This window comes from Actinopolymorpha alba DSM 45243, from assembly GCF_000373925.1.
Classification (GTDB): domain Bacteria; phylum Actinomycetota; class Actinomycetes; order Propionibacteriales; family Actinopolymorphaceae; genus Actinopolymorpha; species Actinopolymorpha alba.
Genome location: NZ_KB892768.1, coordinates 188283 through 208017 on the forward strand (window position 1 = coordinate 188283; position 19735 = coordinate 208017).

The following is a 19735-nucleotide window of genomic DNA, read 5'->3' on the forward strand; positions in this document are numbered from 1 at the left end:
CTTATCCTGGAGGGGTTCATCGCCCCAGAAACGAGGAATCCGATGTTGATCGCCGAAGACCTCCTGCTCCTGTTGCTCGACGACAACACCGGCCGGCCGCTGGCCGACAGCACCAAGGTGCAGTACGCCCTGGCCGGCGCGGTGCTACTCGAGCTTGCCTTGCAAGGCCGGGTTGACGTCGCGGGTCCGGACGAGGAGGTCAGGAAGGGCCGCCTGGTCGTCCGCGACCGCTCGCCACTGGGGAGCCCAGTCCTCGACGACGCGCTGGAACTCCTTGACCACAGGGGCGGGCGCAAGCCGGCTGACGTCATCAGGCCGCTCACGAAGGGTTTGCGGGACCGCCTCCTGAACGACCTCGCCGAGCGCGGCATCCTGCAGCGCCAGGAGGGCAGGATCCTCCGCGTCTTTCCGACGACCACCTGGCCGGCGCGCGACTCCAGCCACGAGGACACCCTGCGGGCACGGCTCCATGGCGTACTCGTCCAGGGACTCACCCCCGACGGCCGCACCAGTGCTCTCGTGTCCCTGCTCACCGCCATCGATGTCGTACCAAAGATCGTCGACGCACCCGACAAGCGTGCCCTCAAACGCCGGGCCAAGGAGGTCTCCGAGGGCGCCTGGGCCGCGGAAGCCGTACGCCGCGCGGTGGAGGCCGTTCAGGCGGCGGTCGTGACCGCGGTCATGGCCGCGACGGTGGCCACCACGGCGGCGGGCGGGGGAGGCTGAGCGAGAAGATGGTGCCGTGACCCGAGACCCGCTACGTATCGGTACCGTCATCATCGGTGACGACGAGCTGTCGTGGCGGTTCTCACGGTCGAGCGGACCCGGCGGTCAGTCGGTCAACACCACCGACTCGCGGGCGACGGTGGCCTACGACGTCGCCCGCTCGCCGGCGTTCACCCCTACCCAACGCGCGCGGGTGCTGGAACGCTTGGCGGGACGTCTGGTCGACGGGGTGCTCACCGTCACGGCATCCGACCATCGCTCACAACTGGCCAACCGCAAGGCCGCGTTGGCACGACTCGTTGCCCTGCTCGAGGACGGGCTCGCACCGCCCGCGAAACCCCGCCGGCCCACTCGTCCCTCACGCTCAGCCGTCGAGCGCCGCCTCTCGACCAAGAAACGCCAGGGTGACGTGAAGCGGCTCCGCCGTCCGCCTGACGCCCGCGAACGCTGATGAGCTGGTTCAGGGAGGTGGCGGACTCTTTGACCGCCCGAGCGCCTTGCGGACAACGCGTGGCACACCGGGGGCGCGGCCCGACCTGACTGGCGGCCGGACACGCAGGCTGAGGTCGGCGTGTTCGAGGACGGCTGGAAGGGGTACGTCGACCGGCGGGTAGCTCGCGACCGCGGCGTCCCCGGCGAACACCACCCAGACAGGCTCGGCCTGGTGAAAGACCCGGAGCACCGAGCCGTCCACCACGGTCGTCGCGTGCCGAAGCGCCTGCCGACGGTTGCCCTGCCGGGCCAGCGCCTTCTGGATGGCGCGCTGGGCGGGTTCGCGGCCGTACTTCACCGCCTCGTAGACAAGCGGGCCGTACTTAACGGCGTACGTCATCGCGGTCTTCGTGAATCGTCCCTTGCCGGCCGCCACAGCCACCTCCGATGCCGTCCCGATCCTCGCAGTGTTACACGATCGACCAGCTCACGCGCGTCCTCGCTCCGCTCCGCTCGCTCATCCGCGTCCTCGCTCCGCTCGCTCATGACGTGGCGTGGACACGGCCGGACAATGCCGACACCACGGTGTCCGTGAACGCCTCGGCCAGCCGGCCGTCGGGATCGAGGTCGGGGTCGAAGATGGTGACCTCCACGCCCACGCACCCCGGATGCGCGAGGAGCGGGCGGAGCAGCTCCACCAGGTGGGGATGGTCGAGGCCATCCGGATCGGGTGCGTCAACCGCCGGCATCACGCTGGGGTCAAGGACGTCAGCGTCGACGTGGACCCAGAAACCCTCGAGTTCGGCCAGGTGCCGCAGGCCGCGCTCGGCGACCACGGTCGGGCCCTCCTTGATGATCTCCGCGGCCGTCCAGGTGGGGATGTCGAGCTCGGCGAGCTCGTCGCGGTACTCGTCGAAGTCGCGGATGCCCATCACCAGGATGTCGCTGTCCCTGACGTAGGGGCGCAACCCTTCCAGGTTGACGATGTCGTCCTGGCCGCGCCCGGTGACGAGGGCGAGGACCTCCCCCGCGGCGGCACCGACATAGCTGACGTTGCCCCCGACCTGCCGGAAGTCTGAGCTGGCGTCGAGGTAGACCAGGCCGTACCGGCCGCGTCGGCGCAGTGCGAGCGTCGGCCCGAGCATGATGCTGCAGTCCCCGCCGAGCAGGACCACGAACTCTCCAGCGTCCACGAGGTCGCCGATCCGGTCCGCCAGCCGCGTGGAGTACGCCGCCATTCCGCGCGCATTCATGACGCCGTCGCCGCGTTTCCAGTCCGAGACGTCGTAACGAGGTGGAACGACGTAGCCGGCGTCGGCGGCGCCAATCCGGTCGAGGAAACGCAGGTCGCGCAACGCACCGGCGAGCTTGTAACACCCCGGGACAACGCCGGGTGACGGCATCCGGAGACCGAGGTTGGAGGGCGCGTCGAGAACGCTGATCGATGTCATGCGCGGAATAGTAACTGGTCTAAGCTGAGAGCGGTTATCCGTAGACGGGTGGGATCCCGAGTTGTCAGAGGTTTCTCGGCTAAGAGACCGAGATACCTCTGACGACTCGGCAACGCCGCCCCTGGGTTGGCACAGCGAACGGAGAGAGTGACGACATGACGGGATCGGGGCGGACGAGCGCGGTGGTGCCCATCCCGGCCGGGCTCACACCAATGCTGGAGTTCGTCAACAGCATCGACGTCGAGGACATCTCAGACGCCTGGAGCGACGAACCCGCACGGCTGGCCGAGTGGTTGGTGGAACGCCGGATGCTGGCGCGCGGGGCGGCCCGATCGATCGGGCCAGACGACCTCGCCCTCGCGCTGGACCTGCGGTCGGGGTTGCGGGCGGTGCTGCTCGCCAACAACGGCGGGAACCCTCACCCCGTTGACCTCGAGGCCGGCCGGCGAGCACTCCAAGCGCTCCCCCTGGTCGCCGGAGTCGACGACACCTGGCAGGAACCAGACGAGCCAGACGAGCCGCCCGGACCCCCTGTCAAGGCTGCCTTGCGCCTGATCGTGGCGGCGTACGTCACGGCCCGGGCCGACGGCAGCTGGCAACGGTTGCGGCGGTGTCCCGCCGAGGACTGCGCGTGGGTCTTCTGGGACTCCTCCCGCGCTGGGACCCGCCGGTGGTGCACGATGCGGGTGTGCGGCAACCGCACGAAGGCACGGGCGCTCCGCGACCGACGCCGAGAGCAGCGCTGAGCTGCGCCGCGACCTCTTACTGCTGGTAGCCCTCGACCTCCTCGGCCGGGCGTACCTTCGCCACGTCCGGATTGGCCGCGGCCTCGCGCAGAGCCCGGCGTTGCCGCAGCAGATCCCAGCACTGGTCCAGGGTCGTCTCCAGCTCGCGCAGGCGCTCCCCCTCCTCCTCTGCGGAGAGATCGCCGGTTTGTACCTTCTGCCGGAGGGCGTGCTCATAGTCGACGAGCGCCCGCACGTGGTTCAGGATCTCCTGGTCGTCCACAGCTACCTACCTCCTGCTCGGGTGGGCACCCATGCAAGGCTGGCATGTGCCCGATCGCCGTCCACCCGCGCGTACCCGACGCGCGACCCGCGCCACCCCGTCGGGACCCGCGGCTCAGGCGGGTCACCACCGCATTATGACCGGCAGCGCGGAGATCACGGTCGATCGGGACGACCCGGCCGGGTGGTTCGTCGTGGTCAACGGCGTACCCAGTTCGTACGTCCATCTCGACGACCCGACCCGGCTGGAGTTCGAGTACGTCCGGTGGATCGGTGACCTGATCGACCTGATGGCTCCGCCGGCGGCGCCGCTTCGGGTCGCGCACCTTGGCGGGGCAGGCTGCACCCTCGCGCGGTACGTCGAGGCCACCCGGCCGAGCTCGCGCCAGGTGGTGTTCGAGGTCGACGCCACGCTGGTCGAACTCGTCCGCGACGCCTTCGAGCTGCGCCGCCAGCGAGGCCTGCGCATCAGGGTCACGGACGCGAGGGCCGGCGTCCGCACACTCGGCGAGGCTTCTCAGGACCTGGTGATCCGGGACGCCTTCGCCGGCAACCGGGTCCCGGAGCACCTCACGACTATGGAGTTCTGCCGGGAGGTGGCCCGGATACTCAGCGCGGACGGTGTGTACGTCACGAACGTCGCGGATCAGGCCGAACACCGCAACGCCCGGGCCGAGGCCGCCACCATGCTGGAGGTCTTCGCCCACGTGGTCCTGGTCGCCGAACCCTCCCAGCTCCGGGGTCGGCGCTACGGCAACGTCCTCCTGCTCGCGTCGAACGCACCGTTGCCACTGGACGACCTGACCCGCCGGCTCGCGTCGGGCGCGGTGCGGGCCCGGCTCGTGCGACCCGAACGGCTCGGCCAACTCGTCGCCGGACTCCGTCCGCTCACCGACCCGCCGGAAGCGGGCGCGCTCGAAGCCAAGCCAGCCTCCGCCGGCGAAGAGGGCGCCGGTGACGGCGCGGACCGACCCTGAATGATCACGTCTCGGCTCCTTCGATCCTCGGCCGGAAGACAGCCTCACGAACCGAGGCGCGCCGTCGCACCGTCGGAGGTCAAGCTTTCGCAGGAGTGCTCGCCATCGCCCCTGGCGGGCGCATCATGAAGACATCGATCGGGTCCTGGGCTTCCACGACGAATCCGTGGCGCTCGTAGAGCCGACGCGCAGCACTGCCCTGCAGCACGTTCAAACCCACGGTCATGCCCTGCGCGTCGGTCCCGTCCAGCACCGTGCGCAGGACTGCGGATCCCAGCCCTTGGCCCTGACGGTGCGGAGCAAGGTAGAAGTGCTCCAGCCACTGCAGGCCGTCGGCGGGCCGGATCGTGACGCAGCCTACGAGTTCGCGGTCGATCATGATGATCGACGTGTGCTGCGGGGAGAAGGAGTCTCTCAGCCGCTGCCGCACCCGTTGCTCGTCGTAGCGCCCAAGGCGTTCCAAATCCGCACGCAGGACCGTGGCCCGCAACTCCGCGATCACCTCGATGTCCGCTGTCACCGCAGCACGCAACACCCAGCCTGCGGCATGCGCCGACCTGACCCTTACTGGCACGACCACGTCCGGTCGCGTCCCGATCCCCATCGGCTCAGCAGCCATGGCCGGCCGGTTATTCACCGAGGAGGCGTTCGACGCGTTCGACCTTCGCGGTGAGCTGGCCGGTGTGTCCGGGACGGATGTCGGCCTTGAGGACGAGCCCGACCCGTGGCGACCTCGCCGCCACGACGTCGACGGCCCGCTTCACCACCGCCATCACCTCGTCCCACTCCCCCTCGATGTTGGTGAACATCGCGTTGGTCTCGTTGGGCAGGCCGGACTCCCGGACCACCCGGACCGCCTCGGCGACGGCCTCGCTCACCCCGCCGGTCTCGTCGCCGCCGGACGGACTGATGCTGAACGCCACGATCATTCGGGGTCGCCTTCCTTAGGTCTGACGGGTCTGAGGTCTGACGGGGGCAAGCCTTCTAGGTCTGACGAATCAAGCCTTCCTGGACCACCGTGGCGACGAGCCGGCCGTCGCGCGTGAACAGCGACCCGGTCGCGAGGCCCCGTGAACCAGAGGCCGACGGTGACACCTGGTCGTACAGCAGCCACTCGTCCGCTCGGAACGGCCGGTGGAACCAGACCGCGTGATCCAGCGACGCCGTCTGAAGGCCAGGTGCCCCGATGTAGGTGTCGTGCGGCACGAGCGTCACGCCGAGCAGGGTGAGGTCACTGGCGTACGCGAGCACGCAGCTGTGCAGCACGGGGTCGTCGGGCAGGCGTCCGGCGGCCCGGAACCACACCCGGGCGCGGGCGGGATGCGTCGGGTCCGGGGGTACGCCGCCCCTTCGGGAGTCGCCGACGTACCGCACGTCGAGGGCCGCCCACTCCTCCGCCCACGCGTCGCTCGGCCGTCCCGAGACCTTCTCCATCACCTCGCCGAGCGTCGGGCAACTCTCGGGTTCGGGGAAGTCGGGCGGGGTGTCCTGATGATCGAAACCTGGCTCCGACGTGTGGAACGACGCGGACATGTAGAAGATCGTCCGGCCATGCTGGCGCGCCACTACCCGGCGGGTGCCGAAGGACCGGCCATCGCGAGTGCGTTCCACGTCGTAGACGATCGGAACGCTGGTGTCGCCCGGTCGCAGGAAGTACGCGTGCAACGAGTGCACGGGGCGATCTGGCTCCATGGTGCGGGTTGCGGCGACCAGCGCCTGACCAGCGACCTGCCCTCCGAACACCCGCTGCAGCCGGGTCTCGGGCTGGCGTCCGCGGAAGAGGTTGTCCTCGATCTGCTCCAGGTCGAGGAGGTCGAGGAGTTCATCCAGAGAACGAGGCACGCCCTCATCGTGCCAGCTTGGTCGGCCCTTCCTCGCGTGGCTCCGGGGTGGCGTACCTCACCAGTGCGATTGGCCGGCGTACGCCGAGAGCGAATCTGCCGACAGCAGAGAAATGCCCGCCCGGCCCGGCGCCTCCCCGACAGTGAGCTTCAGAGCCAGTTCCTGAACCGGCTCACAGGAAGGCGAGGGAGGCATCAGTGAACCCGTCCATGACCAGTGCGGCGGCCGCCACCACGACGTTCGATGACCAGTTGGCGGCCCGGCTCCTGCACCACCGCATCGTCCTGCTCGGCTCAGAGGTCGACGACGTGAGCGCGAACCGCGTGTGCGCCCAGTTGTTGTTGCTCTCGGCGGAGGACCCGAGGACTGACATCAGTCTGTACATCCACAGCCCCGGCGGCGGCGTCTACGCCGGCATGGCGATCTACGACACGATGCGGCTGATCCCGAACGACGTGGCGACGCTCGCGATGGGCTTCGCGGCGAGCATGGGGCAGTTCCTGCTCACCGCCGGCACGAAGGGCAAGCGGTACACCCTGCCGCACACCCGGATCATGATGCACCAGGGCTCAGCCGGGATCGGCGGAACGGCCGCGGACATCGAGATCCAGGCCGAGAACATCGAACATTCCAAGGGACAGATGGAACGCCTGCTCGCCGATCACACAGGCCAGTCGGTGGAGACGATCCGGCGCGACAGCGACCGCGACCGGTGGTTCTCCGCGGAGGAGGCGCTCGCCTACGGCATGGTCGACCGGGTCATCGACTCCCTTGACAGCATCGGTCACGGCATCGGCCGTAGGACAGGGGTCTGAGCCATGGGTCACTACACCATCCCGAACGTCATCGAGCGCACCCACACTGGTGAACGCGCGACCGACGTGTTCAGCCGGCTGCTGTCTGAACGCATCATCTTCCTCGGCACCGAGATCGACGATGACGTCGCCAACGTGGTGATGGCGCAGCTCCTGCACCTGGAGGCCGCGAACCCGAACGACGACATCGCGCTCTACATCAACTCACCAGGCGGCTCGTTCAGCGCGCTGATGGCGATCTACGACACGATGCAGTACGTCATGCCGGACGTGGCGACGACCTGTCTCGGACAGGCGAGCTCCGCGGCGGCGGTGCTCCTGGCGGCGGGCACTCCCGGCAAGCGGTTCGCACTGAGCCACGCGCGGGTGATGCTGCACCAGCCGGCGAGCAGGGGTCAGGGTGCGCTGTCCGACCTGCAGGTGCAGGCACGGGAGGTCGCGCGGGTACGCGCACAGATGCTGGTGGTACTCAGCGAGCACACCGGACGCAGCGTCGAGGCATGGCGGGCCGACACCGACCGGGAACGTACCTTCGAACCCGCCGAGGCCCTCACCTACGGCCTGATCGACGGCATCATCAAGAACCGGAGCGACATCATGGAGCCGGCGCTCATGCGGCCATGAGCAGCGGCCCTCGCGGGCGTCCGGTCGGGACCGGGCGCGAAGGACGGGAGTCGGCCGTCAACACCCGGTGAGTCTGCGCCACCAGGTCGGCGAGGCGGATGCTCAGCGAACCGCAGACGGCTTCGAGGATTTCCGAGGAGGCTTCCTTGCGGCCGCGTTCGATCTCTGAGAGGTACTGCATGGAGACGCCGGCGACGTCCGCGACCTCGCTGAGCGTCCGTCCCTGCCTGGTGCGTACCTGCCGCAACGCCTGGCCGATCGCCTCGCGTAGGGGAGGCTCCGGTGCCCGCCTGCGAGGGCGCAGGGGTACGACGGTGGTGCCCTTGCCGGCGTTCGTGGCTGCCCTGTCGTCCGCACTCATTCGCGACCTCCTCAGCGGTGCGGCCAGCCTACCGACGTGAGTCCGGCGCGGCAGGCGACTCACTCCGCGCCGGACTCCTGGGGTGTGCCCACCATCCGGGTGACCCGCTCGCGCAGGTCGTCGAAGTGGTAACGCAGAAGTCGCCGGGCCTTCGGTCCGTCGTGTGCGCGGAGCGCCTCGACGATCCGGCGATGGCTGTCGGCCACCTTGCCGCGGTCGACGGGCGGCGAGGACAGCTCGGTGGCGACCTGGTGGTAGATCTCCCAGAACAGCCCGATCAGCTGGGTGGCCAGCTCGTTGCCCACGGGGGCGTACAGCGCCTCGTGGAAGCGCCGGTCGGCGTCGGCGAGTTCACCTGACCGCATCGTCTCGACGGACGCGTCGAGGGTACGAAGCAGCTCCTCGTCGACGCGCTCGGCGACCTCCTCGATCAGCCCGAGTTCGAGGAGTTCGCGGACCTGCACCAGGTCGGCGAGGGCGCCGGGGTCGTCACGGACGGACAGCCGGGTCCTGAAGAGCAGGCCGGGAGTCACGGCGGTCAGCGGAGCCCGCCCGACGAACGTGCCGTACCCATGCCGGATCTCCACGATGCCAAGGGTGTGGAGGGCACGTAGCGCCTCGCGGACGGAGTTGCGGCTCACACCCAGGGTCGAGACGAGCATGGGTTCGGCGGGCAACGGCGACCCTGCCCGCAAGCCCTGCTCGAGGATGAGGTCGACGATGCGGCCCTCCAGCTGCCGGCCGGTCCCTGCCATGCCTGATCCTCTTCATCCTCTGCCGGAGTAAGTGCGTCGCCAGACGCCAGCGCCGCCCATGCGGCCGATTCTTCCGGGTCACGATGGTGGTGCGTCCCGCGGTGTCCGGGCCTGGGCTAGCGTAACCTCTCAAGGGCCCAGACATCCCACGTCCTACGTTTCGCCCGATGGCCGCCGCGACGCGGCCATCCTCACCGAAGGCGCCACCCAGTGACCGACGCGTCGCCAGCAGTACCCGAAGCCACCGCCCAACCGGCCACTCTCCCCCAGGGCGACCCAGATTCCGGCGGGGTGATTCCGCCCGGTGTCATCCCGCCCGTCTGCACCCCGCTGACGCCCGACCGGGACCTCGACATTCCCTCCCTCGAACGCCTCTGCGGGTTCCTCCTCGACGCCGGGGTCAGCGGGCTCTTCGTCGCCGGCTCGACCGGCGAGGCGGCGTACCTCCCCGACGAACTCCGCATCCGCGCGCTCCAGGTCGTCGCCGGCGTCGCGTCCGGCCAGGTGCCGGTCTTCGCGGGCCTCATCGACACCACGACACCGCGGGTCCTCCAGCACGCCCGCGCCGCGGAGAAGCACGGGGCTGACGCCCTGGTGGCCACCGCGCCGTTCTACGCGCCCACCCACCCCGCCGAGATCGCGGTGCACTTCCGCACCCTCCGCGCCGTCGTCAACCTCCCCTTGCTGGCGTACGACATCCCGAGCGCGGTGCACACCAAGCTGCCCGGCGCGCTGGTCGCCGAGCTCGCCGCTGAGGGCGTTCTCGCCGGGCTGAAGGATTCCAGCGGAGACATCGACGGGTTCCGGGCGGTCCGCGCGATGGTGGACGTGCCGGGGTTCAGGGCCTTCACGGGTACGGAGACGCACGCGGATCTCGCGATGTTCGCGGGTGCCGACGGCATCGTGCCCGGGCTCGGCAACGTTGACCCGCACGGGTACGTACGCCTCTTCACCGCGGCCCGGCGCGGCGACTGGGCCACGGCGGCGGCCGAGCAGGAACGCCTGCGGCGGCTCTTCGGGCTGATCCGCGTCGGCGACCCCGACCGGATGGGGAGGTACTCCTCGGCCATCGGCGGGTTCAAGGCCGCCCTCGTCCACCGCGGCGTCCTTGACCACCCGACCACGAGCCTGCCGATGATCCCGTTGAACGCCGATGAGATCGGGGCGGTGCGCGACCACCTCGCCGAAGCGGGCCTGGTGTGACGCCAGCGACGGGCGACGGCGTGAGGCCAGCGACGGGCGAAAGCGACGACGCCGCCGTCCTGCCGGGCGCACCCGTCACGGTCTTCGAGGCCGGCACGCACGGGTACCACACGTTCCGGATCCCCGCGATGGTCCGTGCCCGGGACGGCGCGCTCCTCGCGTTCGCCGAGGGGCGCCGCGACGGGCCGGGGGACGCGGGCGCCATCGACATCGTGCTCCGGCGTTCTGATGACGGCGGCCTGACCTGGAGCGCGCTCCAGCTCGTGGTCAGCGACGGCGGCCACACGGTGGGCAACCCGAGCCCGGTCGTCGATCCGCACACCGGCGACGTCGTACTCCTCACCACCCGCGCCGGTGCCTCCGCCACCGAGGAACGCGTACTCCACGGCGAGGTCGACGACGACAACACCCGCCGGGTCCGGGCGCAACGCAGCCTTGACAACGGCCTGCGCTGGACCGCGCCCGTCGACATCACCGGCCAGGCCAAACACCCGCGCTGGCGGTGGTACGCCACTGGCCCGGGCCACGCGATCGCGCTCCGGCACGGGGAGTACGCCGGCCGGCTCGTCGTACCCGCCAACCACTCCGACCCCGACACCGGCTACGGCGGGCATCTCCTGCTCAGCGACGACGGCGGCCGGTCATGGCGGATTGGTGCCGTGGACGCCGGGCTCGACGGCGCGGTCAAGCCCAACGAGACGACCGCAGCCGAACTCCCAGATGGTCGGCTCTACCTCAACACCCGCAACCAGGGCGGGAGCGCGCCCGAGACCAGGGCTCACACCCTCAGCGGCACTGGCGGTGAGTCCTTCGACCAGCCGTATGCGCCGGCACGGCAGCTCGTCGCTCCCGTAGTGCAGTGCAGCGTGCTCGCGGTCGAAGGCCTGCTGGTGTTCGCGGGGCCGGGCGACCCGGCGCGCCGGCACCGGATGACCGTACGGACGAGCGACGACCACGGGCAGACCTGGGGACGGGAGCTCGTGGTAGGTACCGGTCCCGCGGCGTACTCCGACCTCGTGGACCTCGATGGTCCGGCCATCGGCCTGCTCCACGAGACCGGGCGCGAGAGCACCTACGAACGCATCGACTTCGTCCGCCTGCCGCGCCTGCCGTAGGCGTGGGCGGGCGGCGGGAGGTGTGAGCCGGCCGGAGCGGCAGTGCTGTACTACACGAGTGACCAGCACGGCACTTTCTGGAGGAGGATTACCCGCATGATCATTGGGGCTCACGCCGTCATCCACGCGACGAACGCGGAGCAGACCCGCGCCTTCTTCCGGGACATTCTCGGATTCTCGTCGGTGGACGCGGGCGGTGGCTGGCTGGTCTTCGCGATGCCGCCCGCGGAGATCTCCGTCAACCCGACCGAGGGCGAGGTCCGCCATGAGTTCTACCTGATCTGCGACGATCTCAAGGCGACGGTGGCGGAGCTGGCCGCCAAGGGTGTGGAGTTCGTCAGTGACGCCGGGGACGACGAGCTCGGCAACGTCGCCGTCGTGAAGGTCCCGGGCGGCGGCGAACTCGGCATCTACCAGGCGACCCATCCGACCGCGCTCGCCCCGGCACCGTGATCGGCTGCGGACTCCGCCCGGATACCCGACTCCAGACCCCGACCCCCGACTGACGACTGGATGAGGCCAAACCATGTGCAGGAGCATCAAGACCCTACGAGCGCCGTACGTCGAGACCCCGACCACCGAGGACGTACGCGCGGCGGCACTGCAGTACGTCCGTAAGATCTCCGGCTTCCGCGCACCGGCTCCCCACAACGCCGAGGCGTTCAACGCCGCCGTCGACACCGTGGCCAAGGCGACGCAGGAGCTGCTCGACCATCTGGTCGTCCGGGGTCAGCGCTAGCCGGCCGCGACGAAGGCCGCGATCTCCTGCCGAACCGGCATGGACGTGCTCGCACCCTCCCGCTCGACCGACAGCGCCGCTGCCGCGCTGGCCCAGGTCAGGGCGGTGCTCATGTCCTTCTCCTCGGCGAGCGCCACCGCGAGCGCTCCGACGAACGTGTCGCCCGCGGCGGTCGTGTCCCGCGCGACCACCTCAGGCGCTGGCACATGAACCTTGCCGCCCGCGCGATCGAGCCAGAGCGCGCCACGGGAGCCGAGCGTCACCACGACCTCGGGTACGACGTCGAGAAGCGCGGCTGCCGCGGACCCCGCATCGTCCTTACCGGTCAGGAGCATCGCCTCGTGCTCGTTGGGAACCAGCAGGTCGACCGACTCCAACAGGTCCGCGGGTAACGGCTGCGCAGGCGCCGGTGTCAGGATCACCTTGACGTCGTGGGCCCGGCCCGCGCGGGCGCCGTCTGTTACCGCGTCGAGGGGCAGCTCGAGCTGGAGGAGCAGGATCCGCGCGCCGGCGAGCGCGGCGTCCATTCCCGGCACCGGAGCGTGGAGCGTGCCGTTGGCTCCGGGTACGACGACGATGGAGTTGTCGCCCGCGGCGTCGACCAGGATGTGCGCCGTTCCGGTCCTCTCCTCGACCCGTTCCACTCCCCTGGTGCCGACGCCCGCGGCCCGGAGGACCGACAGCACCTCGTCGCCGTACGGATCGGCGCCGACCGCACCCACCATCCGGACCTGGCCACCGGCCCGCGCGGCGGCGATCGCCTGGTTGGCCCCCTTGCCGCCGGGGACCGTGACGAACCGCTGACCGGCCACCGTCTCGCCCATCGCCGGCGCGCGGTCCGCGTACACCACCAGGTCCATGTTCGCGCTGCCGAGCACGCACACCCGGGGCATGTCCATCCAGTCCTCCACGTCGTTGGGTCCGTGTCGTGGCCCCAGGGCAGGGACAACGGGTCCGCCGTCCGCCGCCGGTCAGACCTGGGCCCTTGCCGGTCGTTGTAGTACCGCCCCATTCTGAAGGTGGTCACCGGCCGCCAGCCAAGCGGCGTCCGGGCCCGTCCGTCACGTCCTTTGCCCGCGTAGGAGTTCCACCATGGGAACGCAGACCTTTCCGCCCCTTCGCGCCCAGGAGCGAGTGCTCGACGCCGCCCCGGAGGCCCTCGGCCAGCTGCGGCGTACCGACCCGTCCAACCCGGTCGAGGAGCTTCATCGCCGGCTCGACGAGGACGGGTACCTGTACCTCCCGGGCTACCTGGACCCTGAGGAGGTACGCGCGGCCCGCCGGGACGTCTTCACCCGACTCGTGGAGGAAGGGATGGTCGCGCCCGGGACGGATCCGGACGACGGCATACCCGGACCTACGGCGAGCAACCGCGTCCTCGACGACGTGGCGAAGGCGAGCGGGCCGCTCCAGAGGCTGCTGTACGCCGGCCGGATGGTCGCGTTGTACGAGCGGTTGTTCGGGGAGCTCGTCCGGCATTTCGACTACACCTGGCTGCGGGCCGTCCGACCGGGTCCGGGGACCGAACCCCACGGCGACAGCGTGTTCATGAACCGCGGTACTCCCCGGCTCCTCACCGCGTGGGTTCCCCTGGGCGACGTCGACCTGCGCCACGGAGGCCTGATGGTGCTGGAGCGGTCCCATCGCCTCGAGGATGTGCGGCGGGACTACCACTCCCGCGACGTCGACACCTACTGCGAGGGCGACCCGGAGGCGGCCGCCCAGGCGCGCACCGGAAGGTGGGGCTGGAACGGCGTCATCTCTCCCGATCCGGTACGCCTGCGCGAGGAGCTCGGCCTGCGCTGGCTCACCAGCGAGTTCTCGGCGGGTGACGTGGTGACGTTCCCGATGTACACGCTGCACGGGAGCCTCGACAACACCTCCGACCGGCTGCGGCTGTCGTGCGACCTGCGCTACCAGCGGGCGAGCGAGCCCGCGGACCCGCGCTGGATCGGGCTCGAACCCACCGGCCACGGCGCGGCCAGCAAGGTCGGTCTGATCTGCTGAGAATCAGTTCCCGCCGGACGGACCCGGCTGGGGCCCGAGCTGCGGCGGGAAGTGTTGGCGCGCCTGATGCGCGATCCGGCGGAGCAGGAGAGCGTCGAACGTCGCGCCGACCAGACCGCCCGCGACCGGAACAACCCGGCCGAACCTCGCCATCCCCTTGCGGCCGAGCTGCAGGAAGAGCCGGAACGCCACGCCCTTGTTGACCACCATGAGTGCGGCGGGTGACACGCTCCGCAGGGCGTACGCCGCGACGCCGTTCACGCCGATGCCGGCCCGCTCCAGCACCGTCGAGGCGTCGCTGCCGGTGAGCGTGAGCAGCACCGCCGACCGGACCGCGTCCTCGTCGACGTCATGCCCGCGTACCTCGGCGATCGCGGCGACCATGTGGGTCGCGACCAGGTAGAAGCCAACGACGTTCGCCGGAAGGGCGACCGGAAGGGTCACGAACCCTCCCAGCCCGGTCAGGAACCCGCCCGCAGCGGCGAGCCGCAGATGGTTCGTCACGATCCGGTCGATCGCCTGCTCGTTGTCACCGGTCGCGGCCAAGGCTCGGTTGGCCGCCTGACGCGCGGTCGCCAGCCTGCCCGTTCCGTCGATGCCCACGCGCAGAAGGTAGCTGACGGCGACGTCAGTGGCCTTGCTGGTCCGGGCGAGGCGCTTTCCCACGACTCCCGAGTATGCACGATCGGGCCCGACACACCAGACCTCCCGTGCGTACGCCCGCCAGCGACCGCCCTCGGCGGGCGACTCAGCCGCCCACACTGGCCGTGGCAGCCAGGTGCCACGACCGGACGCCGGAAGCACGGATGTCACCCGCGCGGGGAATGATGGCGGCCATGCCTTCGAGCCGATGGACCGCCGACTCCATCCCCGACCTCAGCGGCCAGACCACCGTCGTGACCGGCGCCAACTCCGGGCTTGGCTTCCACGCCGCCCTCGAACTCGCACGGTACGGCGCGACGGTGGTCATGGCCTGCCGGGACCTCCGCCGCGGCGAGGCCGCGCTCAGCCGGATCAAGAAGGAGGTCGGGCGGCCCGCGGTGGAGCTTCGGCGACTCGACCTCGCCGACCTCACGAGCGTGCGGGCGTTCTCGGTCGAGATGCGGACGGCCCACCCGCAGATCCATCTCCTCGTCAACAACGCGGGGGTGATGGCGATCCCGCGCGGGGAGACCGCCGACGGGTTCGAGCTGCAGCTGGGCATCAACCACCTCGGGCACTTCGCACTCACCGGACTGCTCCTTCCGTGCCTGGCCGCGACGCCTGATCCGCGCGTGGTGACCGTCTCCAGCCAGCTGCACACCCTCGGCGCGATCGAGTTCGACGACCTGATGTCCGAACGCAGGTACGGCCCGTGGCGGGCGTACGGCCAGAGCAAGCTGGCCAACCTGCTCTTCACGTTCGAACTACAGCGCCGTGCCGACCGCGCCGGGATGACCCTGCTGAGCGCGGCGTCCCATCCTGGGTACGCGGCAACCAACCTCCAGGTGGCGGCCGCCGCACGCCAGTCGACCTGGATTCGCCAGGCGAGTGCGACGTTCACCCGGGTGGTCGCCCAACCGGCGGCGCAGGGCGCCCTGCCCAGTCTGTACGCCGCGACCATGCCGGACGTGCGCGGCGGAGACTTCATCGGGCCAGACTCGTTCGGTGGTGCACGGGGGTTCCCGACCCGGGTCAAGGCTGCCGCGAAGGCGTACGACCCGATCACCGCGGCCGACCTCTGGGAACACTCGGTCGACCTCACCGGCGTCGACTTCGACGCGCTTGACAACTGAGGCGAACGGGACTCGCCCGGCGGTGGGGTCTCGCCGGGCGGGGAGGATGACCGTCGTTCGCACATTTTCTTCACCTTCGGTCACCCTTTCCGCAAACAATGGACGAACCGACTCCCGGCCGGCACACTGCTGGAGAAGATCGCCGCCGGAGGGAGCACACCGTGGCCCGTGCACGCCTGGCCCGTCTCGGCTTCGTCATCGCCGCCGCGATCCTGGCGGCCAACATTGCCGTCGCGCCCTCGCAGGCATCCGGAGATCTGACAGTTGGAGGCGCGAGCGTGCCGACCTCATGCCCGGCGCCTGACCCGGCGACGCCCAAGCGGCAGTTCCGCGCGAGCTGGATCGCGAGTGTCGCCAACATCGACTGGCCGTCGCGGCCCGGACTCACGGTCGAGGAACAGAAGGTGGAGTACCTCCGGCTACTCGACGATGCCCAGAGCCGCCGCCTCAACGCGGTCGTCGTCCAGGTCCGTCCGACCGCTGACGCCTTCTGGCCGTCGGCGTACGAACCATGGTCGGAGTGGCTCACCGGCACCCAGGGACAGGATCCGGGATACGACCCGCTGGCGTTCCTCGTCGCCGAGGCGCACGCGCGCAACCTGGAGTTCCACGCGTGGTTCAACCCTTACCGGGTGAGCATGCAGGCCGATCCCAGCCGGCTCTCGCCGGACCACCCCGGCCGGCAACACCCTGACTGGCTGGTCCCCTACGCCGGGAAGCTCTACTACAACCCAGGCATCCCGGAGGCACGGCGGTTCGTCGAGGACGCGATCCTCGACGCAGTCCAGAAGTACGACATCGACGGCGTGCACTTCGACGACTACTTCTATCCCTACCCTTCGGGCACGTTGCCGTTCGACGACGAGGCGACCTTCGCGAGGTATGGCTCAGGCTTTGCCGACAAGGCGTCCTGGCGCCGACACAACATCGACCTCCTGGTCTCCGAACTCTCCCAACGCATCAAGAAAGCCAAGCCCTGGGTGAAGTTCGGGATCAGCCCGTTCGCGGTGTGGCGTAACGTCGCCACGGATCCTGAGGGTTCGAACACCCGGGCGGGCGTCCAGACCTACGACGACCTCGCCGCGGACACCCGCCGGTGGGTACGCGAGGAATGGATCGACTACATCGTCCCGCAGGTCTACTGGAACATCGGCTTTACCCCCGCCGACTACGCCATCCTCGTTCCCTGGTGGTCGGAACAGGTCGAAGGCACCAACGTCCAACTCTTCGTCGGCCAGGCGACGTACAAGGTCGGTACGTCCACCCAGGACCCCGCGTGGTCGGATCCGCGGGAGATGACCCGGCACCTCGCGTTCAACCGCGACTATCCGCAGGTGCGCGGCGACATCTACTTCAGCGCCAAGGATGTCCGCGCCGACCGGCTCGACAACATGAGCATCCTGGCGGCCGACCATTACAGCCGGCCGGCGCTCATCCCAGTGATGACACAGCTTCCCGATGCGGCCCCCGCTCGCCCTGCCCTCACGGGTGCCAGGCGAACCCCTTCGGGGGTACGCATTTCGTGGGTGGACACGTCACCGCGCTCACGGCGGGCCACGTCGTTCGCCATCTACCGCTTCGATGGCACCGAACGGGTCGACCGGCTCGATCCCTGCGCCTTCGCGGATGCCAGCCGGCTGGTCACGACCGTGCGGGCCACTGATTCAGCGGTGCAAGGATTCCTTGACGGCACCGCGCGACCGGGCCAGGCGTACACGTATGCCGTAACCGCACTCGACCGCGGGCATCACGAGAGCGCGCCGAGCATCGGGCGGGTGGTCCAACGCTGAGGCGGGCGGTCGCGGAGGAGCCGCGGTGACAGGATGGGGACATGCCGCTCCTGCTTGTCGACCTCGACAACACACTCGTCGACCGGGATGCGGCGTTCCGTGCGGCCTCCGTGGAGTTCCTTACCACGCACGGATTGCCGACCGTCGACGTCGACTGGATCATGCGCGTTGATGCCAGTGGATATCGTCCGCGCGCCGTCGTCGCCCAGGCGCTGCGGGAAAGGTACGCCAGCCTGGACGCCGGGAGCGTGCAAGCCTTCATTGACAGAGGCGCCGCCGACTTCGTCACCCTTCCCGAAGCCACTCGATTTGCGTTGCGGCACGCGGTGACCGCCGGCTGGACTCCCGTCGTCGTCACCAACGGGTCCGTTACGCAGCAGGAAGCCAAGCTCCGGATTTCCGGGCTTGCTTCGGAGGTCGCGGGCTGGGTGATCTCAGAAGGCGTTGGGGTCAAGAAGCCTTCACGGGCGATCTTCGACGCGGCCGCCGCTTCGGTCGGTGCCCGCCTCGAGGACGGCGGCTGGGTCATCGGGGACGCGCCGCAGGCTGACATCGCGGGCGCTGTCGGCGTCGGGCTGCCGAGCGTCTGGTTGCACCTCGGACGGACCTGGCCGAGTGAGCTCCCGTTCCAGCCGACCCACGTCGCCGACCACCTGCCCGCCGCCCTCGACCACATCCTCACCGTGACACGTTCCTGACGTGTGATCGTGAACGCTGCGCGGTGCTCGGCGGCGTCCGACACCGCGTGGGCAAGGCGGAGGAGAGAGGCGCCCCGTTGAGCGCAGGGCGCATGCCCCGCACTGCAATGCGAAGGACTTGCCGGGAGAATTGAGGAACTCCTTATAAATAAGGGTTCTTGCGATCGTCTTGGTTGCGGCGACGATCTTGACGGGGTAAGATCGAACGCATGAGCGACGGCGATGGTGTGCGGATCTCACCGCTCCCGCCTGGGTTTGCTGAGATGCTTCCCGGTCCGGAGTTGGTGGTGGCGTTCGCTGCTGTCGACCAGTCCGCCTGCAACGGTTTCGAGCTTGGCGTGTTGCTTCAGGCCGCGCGGAAGATCGCCTGCTGGGGCGAGTCTTTGAGTCTTGCTGTGACTGCTGTGTTGGCGCACTGCCCGCCCTGCTTCAAGGATGATGAGGCGGAACGCTCGTCTCAGCCGGAGCCGCGGGCGGCGGAGTTGTTGTCGCCGATGCTGGGGTGGACCAACTACCGCGCCGATCAGTTCATGCTCATCGCCCTCGCACTATCTGACCTACCGAACACCCGTGGTGCGTTGGAACGCGGGGAACTCGAATTCTCTGAGGTTCGGACGATCGTCGACCGGCTCAGCCTCCTACCTCCGGCTGACCGCACCGCAGTGGATGAGGCGATCTTCCCCGAGGTGCTGAAACTGCGGGGCGGGCTGCTACGGCTCTATGTCGAAGCCGAAATCATCAAAGTCAACCCCGAGGCAGCCAAAGAACGCCACAAGCGGGCGCGCGAAGACCGTGGCGTGGACGTCTACCCATCACTGGATGGCGTCTCCGATCTGCGGATCCGTGGGATCTCCCACGACGTTGCCGCCCAGATCTGGGGATACCTGGACGCCATCGCCCGCACCATGAAATCCGGCGGCGATGAACGCACCCTGCCTCAGTTGCGCGCTGACATCGCCGCCTCCCTGCTGTCCGGCCAAGCCGACGTGATCATCTGCGACGGCCAGGAAGAAGCCCGCGAAGGTTCCGGCAGTCGTGAACCGACCAGCACCGATGCTGAGAGTGCCGATGCTGAGAGTGCCGATGCTGGGAGTGCCGGCGAGGACTGCGACTGTGACTGCGAGAACGGTGCCAGCTCCGGAGAGAACGACGAAGACTCCAGCCCGCGTCAAGGGTCCTTTGGCGACCTGCTCGACGAGCACGACAACGCCGACAGCTCTTCCGAAGCTGAGGGTGCGCAGGAGGAATCTGCCGCCGGGCAGGGTGGGTGTCGGCACAGCGGGTGCGACCACGACCACCACCTTGCGGGCTGCCCGTGTGAGGACTGCAAACCTGCCACCTACCCCCACCCGTTGGACCGGCCCGCACGTCAGGCCCGCAATAACGGAGCAACTGGTGAGGGCGACGCGGCCATGGGA

Annotated in this window: 25 protein-coding genes; 15 read left to right on the plus strand and 10 right to left on the minus strand. The window is 69.4% G+C overall.

Translation table 11 applies throughout. From position 1 onward, the window contains the following. Positions 1-42 precede the first annotated feature (42 nt). Both B141_RS0123525 and arfB read left to right on the plus strand, forming a co-directional pair. Positions 43-726, plus strand: coding sequence for a GOLPH3/VPS74 family protein (locus B141_RS0123525; RefSeq protein WP_020577645.1), 684 nt, complete (start codon positions 43-45; stop codon positions 724-726). Between the two features lie 16 nt (positions 727-742). After that, the gene (gene arfB, locus B141_RS0123530; protein WP_020577646.1) at positions 743-1177 is read left to right on the plus strand and encodes an alternative ribosome rescue aminoacyl-tRNA hydrolase ArfB; all 435 of its coding nucleotides are present in this window, start codon (positions 743-745) and stop codon (positions 1175-1177) included. A 9-nt stretch (positions 1178-1186) separates the two neighbouring features. On the opposite strand, the gene B141_RS42310 is transcribed toward arfB, so the two are convergent. Next, positions 1187-1558: a hypothetical protein gene (locus tag B141_RS42310; protein ID WP_084678472.1), complete on the minus strand. Its 372-nt coding sequence runs from the start codon at positions 1556-1558 to the stop codon at positions 1187-1189. A 142-nt stretch (positions 1559-1700) separates the two neighbouring features. Then, positions 1701-2609: an arginase family protein gene (locus B141_RS0123540; protein WP_020577648.1), complete on the minus strand. Its 909-nt coding sequence runs from the start codon at positions 2607-2609 to the stop codon at positions 1701-1703. 155 nt (positions 2610-2764) lie between these two features. Between B141_RS0123540 and B141_RS0123545 the strand changes: the two genes are divergently transcribed. After that, a complete protein-coding gene (locus B141_RS0123545) occupies positions 2765-3355 on the plus strand; it encodes a CGNR zinc finger domain-containing protein (RefSeq protein ID WP_084678466.1) in 591 nt (196 codons plus the stop codon). A gap of 16 nt (positions 3356-3371) precedes the next feature. Here B141_RS0123545 and B141_RS0123550 read toward each other — a convergent pair whose 3' ends face one another. Then, positions 3372-3617: a DUF2630 family protein gene (locus tag B141_RS0123550; protein ID WP_020577650.1), complete on the minus strand. Its 246-nt coding sequence runs from the start codon at positions 3615-3617 to the stop codon at positions 3372-3374. 136 nt (positions 3618-3753) lie between these two features. On the opposite strand from B141_RS0123550, the gene B141_RS42315 reads away from it, so the two are divergent. Further along, on the plus strand, positions 3754-4593 hold the full coding sequence (locus tag B141_RS42315; RefSeq protein ID WP_020577651.1) for a spermidine synthase: 840 nt from the start codon (positions 3754-3756) through the stop codon (positions 4591-4593). A 79-nt stretch (positions 4594-4672) separates the two neighbouring features. On the opposite strand, the gene B141_RS0123560 is transcribed toward B141_RS42315, so the two are convergent. The 3 genes from B141_RS0123560 to tesB form a co-directional block, all read right to left on the minus strand. Further along, positions 4673-5113, minus strand: coding sequence for a GNAT family N-acetyltransferase (locus B141_RS0123560; RefSeq protein WP_237742784.1), 441 nt, complete (start codon positions 5111-5113; stop codon positions 4673-4675). Positions 5114-5222: 109 nt separating this feature from the next. Continuing rightward, the gene (locus B141_RS0123565) at positions 5223-5522 is read right to left on the minus strand and encodes a thiamine-binding protein (protein ID WP_020577653.1); all 300 of its coding nucleotides are present in this window, start codon (positions 5520-5522) and stop codon (positions 5223-5225) included. A gap of 55 nt (positions 5523-5577) precedes the next feature. After that, positions 5578-6435 (minus strand): acyl-CoA thioesterase II, encoded by an 858-nt coding sequence (gene tesB, locus B141_RS0123570; protein ID WP_020577654.1) that lies wholly within the window; start codon positions 6433-6435, stop codon positions 5578-5580. Between the two features lie 209 nt (positions 6436-6644). Here tesB and B141_RS0123575 point away from each other — a divergent pair, with 209 nt between their 5' ends. After that, positions 6645-7250, plus strand: a complete 606-nt coding sequence (locus tag B141_RS0123575; RefSeq protein ID WP_020577655.1) for a ClpP family protease — start codon at positions 6645-6647, stop codon at positions 7248-7250. A gap of 3 nt (positions 7251-7253) precedes the next feature. Next, positions 7254-7874 (plus strand): ATP-dependent Clp protease proteolytic subunit, encoded by a 621-nt coding sequence (locus B141_RS0123580; RefSeq protein WP_020577656.1) that lies wholly within the window; start codon positions 7254-7256, stop codon positions 7872-7874. Here B141_RS0123580 and B141_RS0123585 read toward each other — a convergent pair. After that, positions 7861-8235, minus strand: coding sequence for a helix-turn-helix domain-containing protein (locus B141_RS0123585; RefSeq protein ID WP_020577657.1), 375 nt, complete (start codon positions 8233-8235; stop codon positions 7861-7863). The two genes, B141_RS0123580 and B141_RS0123585, sit on opposite strands and share 14 nt — an antisense overlap. A 59-nt stretch (positions 8236-8294) precedes the next feature. Further along, a complete protein-coding gene (locus B141_RS0123590) occupies positions 8295-8990 on the minus strand; it encodes a FadR/GntR family transcriptional regulator (RefSeq protein ID WP_020577658.1) in 696 nt (231 codons plus the stop codon). A gap of 210 nt (positions 8991-9200) precedes the next feature. Here B141_RS0123590 and B141_RS0123595 point away from each other — a divergent pair, with 210 nt between their 5' ends. From B141_RS0123595 to B141_RS0123610, 4 genes are all read left to right on the plus strand, one after another. Beyond that, positions 9201-10193: a dihydrodipicolinate synthase family protein gene (locus B141_RS0123595; RefSeq protein WP_020577659.1), complete on the plus strand. Its 993-nt coding sequence runs from the start codon at positions 9201-9203 to the stop codon at positions 10191-10193. Between the two features lie 20 nt (positions 10194-10213). Beyond that, positions 10214-11308: a sialidase family protein gene (locus B141_RS0123600; protein ID WP_202805882.1), complete on the plus strand. Its 1095-nt coding sequence runs from the start codon at positions 10214-10216 to the stop codon at positions 11306-11308. 96 nt (positions 11309-11404) lie between these two features. Next, positions 11405-11761 carry a VOC family protein gene (locus B141_RS0123605; protein WP_020577661.1) on the plus strand — a complete coding sequence of 119 codons (357 nt, stop codon included), beginning with the start codon at positions 11405-11407 and terminating at the stop codon, positions 11759-11761. 73 nt (positions 11762-11834) lie between these two features. After that, positions 11835-12047, plus strand: a complete 213-nt coding sequence (locus B141_RS0123610) for a DUF2277 domain-containing protein (protein WP_020577662.1) — start codon at positions 11835-11837, stop codon at positions 12045-12047. Here B141_RS0123610 and rbsK read toward each other — a convergent pair. Beyond that, positions 12044-12946, minus strand: a complete 903-nt coding sequence (gene rbsK, locus B141_RS0123615) for a ribokinase (protein ID WP_020577663.1) — start codon at positions 12944-12946, stop codon at positions 12044-12046. The genes B141_RS0123610 and rbsK overlap by 4 nt on opposite strands. A 193-nt stretch (positions 12947-13139) precedes the next feature. Here rbsK and B141_RS0123620 point away from each other — a divergent pair, with 193 nt between their 5' ends. Then, positions 13140-14054: a phytanoyl-CoA dioxygenase family protein gene (locus tag B141_RS0123620; protein ID WP_026257518.1), complete on the plus strand. Its 915-nt coding sequence runs from the start codon at positions 13140-13142 to the stop codon at positions 14052-14054. Between the two features lie 3 nt (positions 14055-14057). Here B141_RS0123620 and B141_RS0123625 read toward each other — a convergent pair whose 3' ends face one another. Beyond that, positions 14058-14720, minus strand: a complete 663-nt coding sequence (locus B141_RS0123625; protein ID WP_020577665.1) for an EcsC family protein — start codon at positions 14718-14720, stop codon at positions 14058-14060. A gap of 170 nt (positions 14721-14890) precedes the next feature. Between B141_RS0123625 and B141_RS0123630 the strand changes: the two genes are divergently transcribed. The 4 genes from B141_RS0123630 to B141_RS42320 all read left to right on the plus strand — a co-directional run. Then, the gene (locus B141_RS0123630) at positions 14891-15829 is read left to right on the plus strand and encodes an oxidoreductase (protein ID WP_026257519.1); all 939 of its coding nucleotides are present in this window, start codon (positions 14891-14893) and stop codon (positions 15827-15829) included. Positions 15830-15990: 161 nt separating this feature from the next. After that, positions 15991-17619: a glycoside hydrolase family 10-like protein gene (locus B141_RS0123635; RefSeq protein WP_020577667.1), complete on the plus strand. Its 1629-nt coding sequence runs from the start codon at positions 15991-15993 to the stop codon at positions 17617-17619. Between the two features lie 41 nt (positions 17620-17660). Beyond that, complete coding sequence (locus B141_RS0123640; protein ID WP_020577668.1) at positions 17661-18317, plus strand: HAD family hydrolase; 657 nt, start codon at positions 17661-17663, stop codon at positions 18315-18317. Between the two features lie 209 nt (positions 18318-18526). Then, the coding region (locus B141_RS42320; RefSeq protein ID WP_040422055.1) for a DUF222 domain-containing protein at positions 18527-19735 on the plus strand (1209 nt) is incomplete at its 3' end.